Source organism: Lysinibacillus sp. NPDC056959 (assembly GCF_042674095.1).
Lineage (GTDB): Bacteria > Bacillota > Bacilli > Bacillales_A > Planococcaceae > Lysinibacillus > Lysinibacillus zambalensis.
In genome coordinates this window covers 1-12021 of the sequence record NZ_JBHURE010000026.1, presented here as the reverse complement: position 1 = coordinate 12021, position 12021 = coordinate 1, and the positions used below count along the sequence as shown (strand labels likewise).

Below are 12021 nucleotides of genomic sequence, written 5' to 3'. Positions count from 1 at the left end.
CCATGACATACGTCGGTGGCTTTAGGCAGATGTTTTTTGCGCGAAAGCGAAGCGACAGCAACAACAACAGTACCGATGTTGGTCACTCGGTCGTTGCCACAGGACGTGGCGTTCTTAGGCTGAGTTCCTCTATTTCGGCTCACCATCTAAAGAGGTGGGAGACTTCTGTATCTGTCACCTCGCTTTCGGTACAAAAACATCTGTACCTGACGCTACGCTTTCGGTACAAAAAACATCTGTACCTGACGCTACGCTTTCGGTACAAAAAACATCTGTACCTGACGCTACGCTTTCGGTACAAAAAACATCTGCTGAAAGAAGTTAAAGAATTTGCGAGATATCTGCGGGAAAAGTGAGCCAGGGAGACCCCGGCAGACGTTTAGCGTCACAGAGTAACGCCACCCGAGGATATTGAGCAGATTTTTATTTCTCTTTATTCGCAAATGTCGGTTGGATCGGATGTAATAAATATTCTGAAAATATAAGTTATATTTATTGACAATCGAATGGAAAAATTGATAAAATCAAAAATAAGTAAAACCTATAAAATTAGTAGGGATTAGGAGTGGATTGATAAATGAGTAGATTAGCAAATTCGGTAGCTGAATTAGTTGGTAAAACGCCAATTGTTAAATTAAATCATGCAACAGGTGAAAATGAAGGTACTGTTTATGTAAAATTAGAATACTTTAACCCAGGCAGCTCAGTAAAAGACCGTTTAGCTTTAGCGATGATTGAGGCGGCTGAGAAAGATGGTACATTAAAGCCAGGTGGTACAATTATTGAGCCTACTTCTGGAAATACAGGTATTGGTCTTGCAATGATTGCTGCAGCTAAAGGCTATAAAGCGATTTTAGTAATGCCAGAAACAATGAGCTTAGAGCGTCGTAACTTATTGCGTGCTTATGGTGCAGAACTAGTATTAACACCTGGACCAGCAGGTATGAAAGGTGCAATTTCTAAGGCAGAGGAATTGTCTGCTGAGCATGGCTACTTCTTACCACAACAATTCACGAATCCAGCTAATGCTGTTGTTCACCGTTTAACAACAGGTCCAGAAATTGTAGAAGCGTTTGAAGGTTTAACATTAGATGCATTTGTTGCTGGTGTTGGTACAGGAGGTACAATTACTGGTGCTGGTGCTGTGCTAAAAGAGAAATACCCAAATATTGAAATTATTGCTGTTGAACCAAAAGATTCACCGGTACTTTCTGGCGGTCAACCGGGGCCTCATAAAATTCAAGGTATCGGAGCTGGTTTCGTACCTGAAGTATTAGATACAGATGTATACTCTACTGTATTCCCAGTTGAAAATGAGATTGCTTTTGATGTAGCCCGTAAAGTAGCGCGTGAAGAAGGCATTTTATGTGGTATTTCATCAGGAGCAGCTATTCATGTTGCGATTGAAGCAGCGAAACGTTTAGGTAAGGGTTCAAATGTTCTTGCAATCGTACCTTCAAATGGGGAACGTTATTTATCAACACCTTTATATCAATTTGAAGACTAATCCAATTATTTGTACGTAAGGGCTCCTTTAACGAGGAGCCTTTTTTTATTATCAATAATGCCTCGGCGTAATTGATAATAAAAAAACTGCCCGTAAATGTTAGAAGTATAACTAACATCTATGGAGCAGTTCAAAAAATATGATTAGAATAGACTTCACTAAACAACTGTATTACTTAAGATTTTTACGAAGCCATTGTTAGTAGCCGTATTTATTAATTGATCAATAGATTCACGTGCTTTATCAGTGAATAAATACCATTTATCCGCAGTGACATCATGAATTAATACTTTAGGGTATCCTTTCAATTCTTCTTCCGGGAAGGGTCCATTTAAAGAATAAAGGTCAAACTGTTGAACACTTTTATTTTCATGACTCCTAAAATTATATTGTCCATCCTTATAATAGGAACCTGGAACGTCTAGATTAATTTGCCATGAATAGTCAGCAGGGGCATCGACAACTTTTCCTTTATTTTCATTGAAAACTTTATATAAGGCTTTATTATAGGTGTTCCCTTGGATCTGCTGTACGATCCCACCCATTGTCATATGGTATTCATATTGAGTAGCTTTTACTTTTACATTGTTTATAACCAATGGCTCGGTATTCACTGTTACTGTGGAATTTTGATAATTGACTTGACAACCAAAGGTCTCTGCAATAAATCGAATAGGAACAAATAGTCTATTGTTCTTTAAATATGGTTTGACATCAAGTAACTCTGTTTTACCGTTTTTTATAACAGTGTTGCTATTCGGCTGTAACGTTATCTGCATTTTGTTATTCGTTAGTGTTACTTTTGAGTCTTTCCAATTTACTGTTGCTCCCAAATTTTCGCTGATAACACGCAAAGGTACCATTGTTCGATTATTCTTAGTCTCTGGTGCCGCATCTGTAGTAACGACAACACCATCAATCTTAATAGTACTATGTGCCGCATATGCAGGTAGAGAAATCAGCATGAGTATCATCGCGAGGAAAACCCCTGAAAATATCTTTTTCATGATATAACAGCTCCTTTTTATAAGATAAATATACACAATTTGTAAAATTTTCTATTTGCTATTAGTATAGCAAATGCTCTTCTTTTAACCAAATTATAAAGTAGAAATATATATTCAAAAGCCATTTGTTGCTTTCGCTACAGAAGACATGTGAAAGAAGGTAATTTTTACGTGACACTTGAAAAATATTCGCTTCAAAGCAATATTCAAGTTAAGATGGAATCACATCATATGACTTAAAGGGGAATAGCAACTTGAAGACAATACTTACGAAAACAATATCGATGGATGCAGACTCATTTTTTTATAGTTATAAGAAGCAAACAGAAGCACAACAAGCACATATTTTTTTAGAAAGTGGACGCGGAGGAAATTTTACGATAGCTGCTTGGAATCCGTTAGCTACAGCACAATCGGTTGAGAATGGTTTACTTATAAAGTGGAGAAATGGTGAGACTGAAAATTTAAACGGTGAGCCTCTTGATTTATTAGAGAAATTAGTGGAGAAATATCACGTTTCTTATAAGGCTGAGCTTCCTGTTTTTCAAGGTGGAGCTATTGGGTTTGTAGCATACGATTACGCTCGTAAAATTGAAGTGTTGCCTAATACTGCTATAGATGATTTACATGTACCAGATATCTATTTTTATATGTTTGATTGCTGGGCGGTACACGATGTGAAGACAAATAAAGTAACGCTTATGAAGCTAGCAGACTGTAATGTAAATTTGGAGGAATGGGCTAATGTGTGGCAAGGGGCAGCGCAAGAAGGATTGCTTACTCGTAAATTTGAAAAAGCAAGTGCTGTAGAAATCGTAAATGATGAAAGTGAACTGTTAGTATCATTTGCTGGAACGGATTTTGAGGAAGCGGTGCGTAAGATCCAAACATACATAGCGCAAGGCGATGTATTTCAAGTGAATTTATCAGTACGTCAATCTAAAAAGTTAAACGCAACTGCAATGGATGTATATGAAGCGTTACGTGCATTTAATCCTTCGCCGTACATGGCGTATATAGAAGCACCGGATTTTGCTGTCGTTTCTGGTTCACCTGAGCTTTTGGTGAAGCGTCACGGTAACGAATTGTCTACTCGACCGATTGCTGGTACACGACCAAGAGGGAAATCCGAGGCGGAAGATTTAGCATTAGCGCAGGAATTAATTGATAACGACAAAGAACGTGCTGAACATGTAATGCTTGTTGATTTAGAGCGCAATGATTTAGGAAGAGTATCTACGTATGGGACGGTTGAAGTGGATGAGTTCATGGTGATTGAACGCTATTCACACGTGATGCACATTGTTTCTAATGTACGAGGAGAAATAGCTGAAGGGAAAACCAATGCAGACGTTATCCGTGCCATGTTCCCAGGAGGAACGATAACAGGCGCACCGAAAATTCGTACGATGGAGATTATTGAGGAATTAGAACCTGTAAGAAGAGGATTATACACGGGTTCGATTGGCTGGCTAGGCTACACAGGTGATATGGAATTTAATATTGTCATTCGTACAGCGTTTGTTAAAGATGGGGTAGCACATATTCAAGCGGGAGCGGGCATTGTTATTGATTCTGTTCCGGAAAGAGAATACCAAGAATCTTTAAATAAAGCGAAGGCGATGTGGCAGGCTAAGGCAATGGCAGAGGAGCGAGCAAAATGATTTTAATGATTGATAACTACGATTCTTTTACGTATAACCTTGTACAGTATTTTGGGGAGTTTGGTCATGAACTAGTAGTAAAAAGAAACGATGTATTGACAGTGAAAGATATTGAGCAGCTTGCGCCAGATATGATTGTCATTTCTCCTGGGCCATGCAGCCCGAATGAAGCGGGTGAAAGCCTGAACATTATTAAGTATTTCGCGGGAAATATTCCGCTTTTAGGCGTTTGTCTTGGCCATCAAGCCATTGCTCAAGTATTCGGAGGAAATGTTATACGGGCTGAGCGTTTGATGCATGGTAAAACATCACCTGTGCACCATGCTGAAATAGGTTTGCACAAGGGGATGCCAAATCCATTTGAAGCTACTCGTTACCATTCTTTAATTGTAGAGAAGGAAACATTACCTGAATGTTTTGAAGTAACGGCATGGACAGAAGAAGGCGAAATTATGGGCATTCGTCATAAGGATTATCCAATTGAGGGAGTGCAATACCATCCTGAATCGATTATGACAGAACAAGGTAAAAAGCTTCTACGCCAGTTTATAGATTTATATGTTGAGGGAGCGAAGTAAATGCTGTGCTGGATGAATGGAGACTACGTAGAGGCGGAGGATTTGCGCATTTCACCATTTGATCATGGATTCTTATACGGGTTAGGCTTTTTTGAAACGTTTCGAACGTATAAAGGAAAGGTGTTTTGCTGGGAAGCGCATATGGAAAGGTTGCAAACGGCGCTTTCTCAATATCGTATTCATATGTCCTATACAGAAGCGGATTTACTTAAGGTTGTTCAGCAATTAAATGAGCAGGCCAAAGGACAGGATGGTTATTTCCGAATAAACGTCTCAGCTGGAGAGCATAGTATCGGTTTACAGCCTACTGAATATAGACAACCGAATGTCATTGTTTTTCGCAAAGAATTACATGCTACACCTCGAGGCATGGAAAAAAACGCACAATGGCTTGTAACACCTCGTAACACTCCTGAAAAAGGGCTTCGAGTGAAGTCGCACCATTATGGTAATAACGTTCTTGGGCGTTTTGAGATGCCATCTCTAGCGCAACAAGAGGGCTTCTTTTTAACGGAAGAAGGCTTTGTTGCTGAAGGTGTAACATCAAATATTTTTTGGGTGAAAGATGATATACTATATACGCCTTCCTTAGAGACTGGTATTTTACCTGGAATTATCCGAGCGTGGGTAATTGAGCAAGCACAATCTTTGGGCATTAAGGTGGAAGAAGGTTTCTTTACTAGTGAGGATGTAGAGAAAAGCTCGGAGTGCTTTATTACTAACTCTATACAAGAACTTGTTCCAATTCTTAAATTAGAGAGCAAGCTATTATTAGGCAATAAAGGGCCTGTTTATTCGCGTTTACATGAAGCATTTGCCAATGAAGTGGAACAAGAATAGAAGGAGAGTTTACATGCTAGAAAACTATACAACAACATTAACTATTAACGGTATCACGTTAGACTATACAGCAGAAACTTTTGTGATGGGTATTTTAAATGTCACACCGGATTCATTTTCAGACGGAGGAAAGTTTAATAATGTTGAAGCGGCTGTTGGACAAGCAAAAAAAATGGTAGCTAATGGTGCTAAAATTATTGATGTTGGCGGAGAATCAACACGACCAGGTTATGAACGTATCTCCGATGAAGATGAAATTGCGCGCATTGTGCCAGTTATTAAAGCGTTAGTAGCTGAGGTGCCGGCGATTATCTCGGTGGATACGTATAAAGCGAACGTAGCTCGAGCAGCTATTGAAGCTGGTGCGCATATTATTAACGATATTTGGGGAGCGAAAGCTGAACCTGAGATCGCTCAAGTGGCTGCAGATTTAAATGTACCAATTATTTTAATGCATAATCGAGAAAATACTGATTACGGTACTGATTTCTGGATGACGGCTAAGAGCGACTTAGAAAAGAGTATTGCTATTGCCCGAAATGCAGGTGTACCAGATAATCATATTATTTTAGATCCAGGCATAGGTTTTGCGAAAACTACTGCTCAGAATATTGAAATGATGCAGCATTTAGATGAATTGGTAGCAATGGGTTATCCTGTTTTGCTAGCGACTTCACGTAAATCAATGATTGGTAATGTCTTAAAGCTGCCTGTTGAGGAGCGTATAGAAGGTACAGGTGCAACGGTTGTTTACGGGATTGAAAAGGGCTGTCATATGATTCGTGTGCATGATGTAAAGGAGATGGCACGAGCGACACATATGGCTGATATTTTAGTAGGTAAGCGTATCTATAAGGAGGAAGCGTAATGGACTATATTCATTTAAAGGATATGCAGTTTTACGGTTATCACGGTGTTTTAGCGGCGGAAACAACACTCGGCCAACGCTTCCGTGCCAATGTTTCACTTGCTGTAGATATGACAAAGGCTGGAGAGACTGATGACTTGGACTATACGGTAAACTATGCAGAGGTTTATGCATTATGCCGTGATATCGTAGAAGGAGAGCCTTTCAAGCTTATTGAAGCACTTGTTTCAAAAATAGCAAACAGTATTTTAGAGACTTACTCAGAAAAGGTTAAGGGTGTACGCGTGGAGCTTATTAAACCGGACCCACCGATACATGGTTATTATAAAGAGGTGTCAGTAGAGGTAACGAGAGGTGATTACTAATGAATGATGTGTATTTATCGATCGGTACAAATATGGGCGAGCGATATGAAAACCTGCAACACGCTGTTAAACTTTTAGAGGGTAAAGATGAAATTGAAGTTGTACAAACTTCTTCAGTTTATGAAACAGCAGCGGTAGGCTACACTGACCAAGCAGACTTTTTAAATATTGCTGTTCATATTAAAACGAGTCATTCATCTTCCGAAATGCTGAAAATTTGCCAATGGGTTGAAGGTGAACTAGGGCGGGTTCGTGAATTTCGATGGGGCCCACGAATCATTGACCTTGACATTTTGCTCTACAATCACGAAAATATTGAAACTGAAAGCTTAATTGTGCCACATCCAAGAATGTATGAGCGAGCTTTCGTACTAGTACCACTCATAGAAATTACGCCTGCGCCAGTTGGAGAACAGCTGAGAAGGGCACACGATATAATGCAACAGATGGATAGTGAAGAGGAAGGCGTAACTTTATGGCAAGCATCAGCGAAATTAAAAATGATGCAGTCCGTTAATTAGGTTTTTAATCTTTAAATTAAAGCCTCCTGCGGTTGCTTTTATATAGAAATAGGTGAAAACCTATAGAAGGGGGAAAACAACATTGAGTCAGACAACTGAGAAGCCGTTTCAAATTGGAAATATTGTCATGGACAACCGTGTCGTATTAGCACCAATGGCTGGAATTTGTAACTCTGCTTTCCGTTTAACTGTTAAGGAGTTCGGGGCAGGGCTAGTGTATGCAGAAATGATTAGTGATAAAGGGATTGTCCAGAAGAACGAAAAAACACTGGGCATGCTTTATATCGATGAGCGTGAAAATCCACTTTCATTGCAAATTTTCGGTGGTGATAAAGCAACACTAGTGGAAGCAGCTAAGTATGTAGATGAAAACACAACTGCCGATATTATCGATATTAATATGGGCTGCCCGGTTAATAAAATTATTAAATGTGAAGCGGGCGCTCGTTTACTTTTAGATCCGAATAAATTATATGAAATGGTAGCGGCTGTTGTCGATGCAGTAAAAAAACCTGTCAGCGTAAAAATGCGTATTGGTTGGGATGACGAGCATATTTTTGCTGTTGAGAACGCACAAGCTGCTGAACGTGCTGGTGCTTCAGCAATAGCTGTTCACGGACGTACACGTGTACAAATGTACGAAGGAAAAGCAAACTGGGATATTATTCGACAAGTGAAGGAAAATGTTAAAGTTCCTGTGCTTGGTAATGGTGATGTAGAAACTCCTCAAGATGCAAAACGTATGCTTGATACTACTGGGGTAGATGCAGTAATGATTGGACGCGCTGCTTTAGGTAATCCGTGGATGATTTATCGTACAGTTCAATACCTTGAAACTGGTGAGCTAAAGGAAGAGCCAAGTGTACGTGAAAAAATGGATGTGTGTTTGCTACACTTTGAACGCCTTATGCAATTAAAAGGAGAGAGTGTGGCAGTACGTGAAATGCGTAAACATGCTTCATGGTATTTAAAAGGTATTCGCGGTAATGGTAAAGCTCGTAAAGCGATTAACCAAACAGAAACTGCGGTAGAGCTTCGTGCATTATTAAATGGACTTGTACAAGACTATGAAGAGCTTGAATCTACATTAATAGTTCCAGAAGCAAAAGAATTAATTCTATAACTTCTTTTAGCGGGTGTCCAAACACCTGGATGAAATAGAGGAACTCAGCGAAAGCGAAGCGGGCAATTATGCTGAGGCATAATTGATTTCATTAAAAAGGCGTCTCATTGTTTTTGAGACGTCTGTTTTTCTGCTAATATCAATTTTTAGAATTATTAATCATTTTTTCTCTTATGGAAATTAAAGCGAAACAGATGATTACAGCAATAAAATTGTGTACAATAGAAATATTATGGATATAAACGCAACGCGGACAATTTAATAAGGAGTGAATCAAGTGTCAAACATAGAAGAATTAAATGATCAGCTTTTGGTGAGACGCCAAAAAATGACGGCTATTCGAGAAAATGGTCAAGATCCATTTGGTAGTCGTTTTGAACGTACGCATTTATCACCAGAAGTACATGAACAATTTGCAGATCAAACAAAAGAGCAGCTAGAGGAAAACCTACAAGAGGTAATTATTGCGGGTCGTATTATGACGAAACGCGGTAAAGGAAAAGCTGGCTTTGCACATATTCAAGATTTAGGTGGACAAATTCAAATTTACGTTCGCCAAGATCATGTTGGCGAAGAAGCATATGAATTATTTAAACAAGCTGACCTAGGTGATATCGTAGGTATTCGTGGTAATGTATTCCGAACACAAGTGGGAGAGCTTTCTGTAAAGGCTGAAGAGTTTACATTCTTATCAAAAGCGCTACGCCCTATGCCAGAAAAATTCCACGGTTTACAAGATGTTGAACAACGTTACCGTCAACGTTATTTAGATTTAATGACGAATGAGGAAAGTAAAACAACATTTATTACGCGTTCTAAAATTATCCGTGCTATTCGCAATTATTTAGATAATGCAGGATATTTAGAAGTAGAAACACCAATGCTTCATACAATTGCTGGTGGTGCAGCAGCTCGTCCATTTATTACACACCACAATGCACTTGATATGGAATTATATATGCGTATTGCAATCGAACTGCATTTGAAACGCCTAATTGTTGGTGGACTAGAAAAAGTGTATGAAATTGGTCGTGTTTTCCGAAATGAAGGAATCTCAACACGCCACAACCCTGAATTTACAATGATAGAGCTGTATGAAGCTTATGCGGACTACAAAGATATTATGTCTCTAACAGAAAACCTTATTGCTCATGTAGCGCAAGAAGTTCTTGGGACAACTACAGTTCAATACGGTGAAGATGAAATTAATCTAGCTGTAGGCTGGAAACGAGTTCATATGGTAGATGCAGTAAAAGAAGCTACAGGTGTAGACTTCTGGCAGCCTATGACTAAGGAACAAGCTCAAGCACTTGCTAAAGAACATGGAGTAGAAGTTAAAGAAACACATGAGGTAGGGCATATTATTAACGAGTTCTTCGAGCAAAAGATTGAGGAAACTCTAGTTCAACCTACATTTGTTTATGGTCATCCAGTAGAAATCTCACCTCTAGCTAAGAAAAATCCAGAGGACGAGCGTTTTACAGACCGTTTCGAACTATTCATCGTTCGTCGTGAGCATGCAAATGCCTTTACAGAACTAAATGACCCTATTGACCAACGTGAGCGCTTTGAAGCTCAATTAGTTGAAAAAGCAGCCGGTAATGATGAAGCGCATGAAATGGACAATGATTTCATTGAAGCATTAGAATACGGTATGCCTCCAACAGGTGGATTGGGCATTGGTATCGACCGTTTAATCATGCTTCTTACAAATTCACCATCAATTCGTGACGTATTATTATTCCCTACAATGCGTCATACTACTAAATAGTTGTTTTAACTTAATTGATAGAGGATATAGCACGACTACTACTCAGCATAAAAAAGCGGTAATCGAACTAGAAAAGAACAGCTTTGTTATGAGGTAATCGTGAAAAAAGCAGGAGTCGAGGTGTAGGAGAAGCACTAAGACTCCTGTTTTGTGTTTTCTGTGATGAAATCGACTTAGTTAATGTTTGAAAAGTTTAACTTTTTTTAGCGGAAGTCTCCCACCTCTAAAGGTGTTGAGATGAATGCAGAGGGTGTGCAAACATCCGCTGAAATGGAGGAACTCAGTCTAAGGGCGCCACGTCCTGTGGCAACGACTGAGTGAACAATATCGGTGCTGTTGCTGTCGGCACATATAAAACACATTGCTGCCGCTACGTTAGCACTACGCTTTCGTGCAAAATACATCTGTTGGCCTAAAGCCTCAAGACGCAATTATGCCGAGACATAATTGATAAAAAGAATTAAGTAGAGTATTTAAATGATGAATGAATATAAGGTATACTTTTAGAGTTCTGTAATTTGCAGATAAAATAGAAATAGACATTATAGAAGTATTATTGGAGGCTTATAATGAATTATAAAATTTTTAACAAACTAGTATTTGAACAGGCGCAAGTACGCTCAGTTTCAGATGTTCTGTTTACTGAGGAAGAGCTTGAAAATGGCATGAAATTAGCGGTTTCTAAGTTGGAACCGACTCTAGCTTTATATTTAGTGGATATAAACGGTCAGAAGAAGTTCGATGTCCGTTGGGATGATTCCTCTGAAGTATTCAGTGGCTGGTATTCGGCGTGGGATAATTTCTCTTGGTGCCTAGATGTAGTTGAGAAACAAAATAACTAATTTGAATTAGTAGATTCTTTATATTTTAGTTTTAAAAACACACTTTCAATTTAGAATTCCACATTTGAAAAGCGAACATAATATATTCTTCTTTCTTTTTTGTTATTATGTGCGGAATAATAAAGTTAAAAAGTAATAAACATGAATAAGTAGGAGTCGGAGTGTAGGAGAACACTTTGACTCCTTTTTTCTATTGCTTATTTGTTAGAGTGATGTGTAAGAGAGGCGATGACGCATTTTATTGTGTAGATCTTAGATGATTTTTTAAGAAAAGCTTGAGAAAGCATCCTTTTCAAATGGTTATTCTTTGATAGAAGTAAGACTCTTCTTATTTAGTTTGTTGAGATTTTTAAGAAAGAGATGTATAGTAAAACAAATAAAGTGATAGATAGAAGGTTATAAGAGTTATTTAGTTCTCGAAAAGACGCAAAATAACTCACTAATTCGCTATTTATAAAAAAAGAATATTTTATAGTAAAAAAACACTTGCGGTTGTAGTAGAATCATGATAAATTATTACTTGTCGTTAAGACGACGCAAGAAACAAAGTGAGTTCGAAAAAAACATCAAAAAAGATGTTGACATCGAAAACTAAGAATAGTATTATATAAGAGTTGCTGCTTTTGAAATGAAGTGAAAAAACTTCTAAAAAAGAGTTGACAACGAAAAACAAAAAATGTTATACTATAAAAGTTGTTGAAACGAAACAACAACGAAATGAACCTTGAAAACTGAACAAGCAAAACGTAATCAATAAGGTTTTTAGTAGCTAACCTTGAGTTAGTGAACGAAACAAAATTTTGGACATCAAACATGATGCCAGCAAAACAATTTGAGCTAATCAAATTTCTTTTTATGGAGAGTTTGATCCTGGCTCAGGACGAACGCTGGCGGCGTGCCTAATACATGCAAGTCGAGCGAACAGATAAGGAGCT

General features: G+C 38.4%; 11 protein-coding genes and 1 rRNA gene. 11 read left to right on the top strand and 1 reads right to left on the bottom strand.

Annotated elements, in window-relative coordinates:
• The first annotated feature begins 577 nt into the window (after window positions 1-577).
• Window positions 578-1507 (top strand): cysteine synthase A, encoded by a 930-nt coding sequence (gene cysK / locus ACFTQ7_RS20980; RefSeq protein WP_079563706.1) that lies wholly within the window; start codon window positions 578-580, stop codon window positions 1505-1507.
• A gap of 158 nt (window positions 1508-1665) precedes the next feature.
• Here the strand turns inward: cysK and ACFTQ7_RS20975 are convergent, their stop codons facing one another.
• Window positions 1666-2514 (bottom strand): copper amine oxidase N-terminal domain-containing protein, encoded by an 849-nt coding sequence (locus tag ACFTQ7_RS20975; RefSeq protein WP_386830809.1) that lies wholly within the window; start codon window positions 2512-2514, stop codon window positions 1666-1668.
• 254 nt (window positions 2515-2768) lie between these two features.
• Here ACFTQ7_RS20975 and pabB point away from each other — a divergent pair, with 254 nt between their 5' ends.
• The 10 genes from pabB to ACFTQ7_RS20925 all read left to right on the top strand — a co-directional run.
• Window positions 2769-4178 (top strand): aminodeoxychorismate synthase, component I, encoded by a 1410-nt coding sequence (gene pabB / locus ACFTQ7_RS20970; protein WP_386830807.1) that lies wholly within the window; start codon window positions 2769-2771, stop codon window positions 4176-4178.
• Entirely contained in the window at window positions 4175-4756 is a 582-nt protein-coding gene (pabA, locus tag ACFTQ7_RS20965; protein ID WP_349661786.1) for an aminodeoxychorismate/anthranilate synthase component II, read from the top strand. The genes pabB and pabA overlap by 4 nt, the downstream gene beginning before the upstream one ends.
• Window positions 4757-5596 (top strand): aminodeoxychorismate lyase, encoded by an 840-nt coding sequence (gene pabC / locus ACFTQ7_RS20960; protein WP_386830805.1) that lies wholly within the window; start codon window positions 4757-4759, stop codon window positions 5594-5596. It begins immediately after the preceding gene.
• 13 nt (window positions 5597-5609) lie between these two features.
• Window positions 5610-6464, top strand: a complete 855-nt coding sequence (folP, locus tag ACFTQ7_RS20955) for a dihydropteroate synthase (RefSeq protein ID WP_386830803.1) — start codon at window positions 5610-5612, stop codon at window positions 6462-6464.
• Entirely contained in the window at window positions 6464-6829 is a 366-nt protein-coding gene (folB, locus tag ACFTQ7_RS20950) for a dihydroneopterin aldolase (RefSeq protein WP_079563711.1), read from the top strand. Before folP ends, folB begins: the two co-directional genes overlap by 1 nt.
• Window positions 6829-7350 (top strand): 2-amino-4-hydroxy-6-hydroxymethyldihydropteridine diphosphokinase, encoded by a 522-nt coding sequence (gene folK / locus ACFTQ7_RS20945; protein WP_349661789.1) that lies wholly within the window; start codon window positions 6829-6831, stop codon window positions 7348-7350. The genes folB and folK overlap by 1 nt, the downstream gene beginning before the upstream one ends.
• A gap of 82 nt (window positions 7351-7432) precedes the next feature.
• The gene (gene dusB / locus ACFTQ7_RS20940; protein WP_386830800.1) at window positions 7433-8473 is read left to right on the top strand and encodes a tRNA dihydrouridine synthase DusB; all 1041 of its coding nucleotides are present in this window, start codon (window positions 7433-7435) and stop codon (window positions 8471-8473) included.
• Window positions 8474-8741: 268 nt separating this feature from the next.
• Entirely contained in the window at window positions 8742-10244 is a 1503-nt protein-coding gene (gene lysS / locus ACFTQ7_RS20935) for a lysine--tRNA ligase (protein ID WP_349661791.1), read from the top strand.
• Between the two features lie 569 nt (window positions 10245-10813).
• Entirely contained in the window at window positions 10814-11086 is a 273-nt protein-coding gene (locus tag ACFTQ7_RS20930) for a hypothetical protein (protein WP_349661792.1), read from the top strand.
• An 852-nt stretch (window positions 11087-11938) separates the two neighbouring features.
• Window positions 11939-12021, top strand: a 16S ribosomal RNA gene (locus ACFTQ7_RS20925); the annotation flags it as partial.

What these genes read in the sequence shown, in the direction of transcription:
- pabA (WP_349661786.1), top strand. Translation starts at nt 4,175, where the DNA reads ATGATTTTAATGATTGATAACTACGATTCTTTTACGTATAACCTTGTA.
- ACFTQ7_RS20930 (WP_349661792.1), top strand. Translation starts at nt 10,814, where the DNA reads ATGAATTATAAAATTTTTAACAAACTAGTATTTGAACAGGCGCAAGTA.
- folP (WP_386830803.1), top strand. Translation starts at nt 5,610, where the DNA reads ATGCTAGAAAACTATACAACAACATTAACTATTAACGGTATCACGTTA.
- folK (WP_349661789.1), top strand. Translation starts at nt 6,829, where the DNA reads ATGAATGATGTGTATTTATCGATCGGTACAAATATGGGCGAGCGATAT.
- pabC (WP_386830805.1), top strand. Translation starts at nt 4,757, where the DNA reads ATGCTGTGCTGGATGAATGGAGACTACGTAGAGGCGGAGGATTTGCGC.
- cysK (WP_079563706.1), top strand. Translation starts at nt 578, where the DNA reads ATGAGTAGATTAGCAAATTCGGTAGCTGAATTAGTTGGTAAAACGCCA.
- ACFTQ7_RS20975 (WP_386830809.1), bottom strand. Translation starts at nt 2,514, where the DNA reads ATGAAAAAGATATTTTCAGGGGTTTTCCTCGCGATGATACTCATGCTG.
- folB (WP_079563711.1), top strand. Translation starts at nt 6,464, where the DNA reads ATGGACTATATTCATTTAAAGGATATGCAGTTTTACGGTTATCACGGT.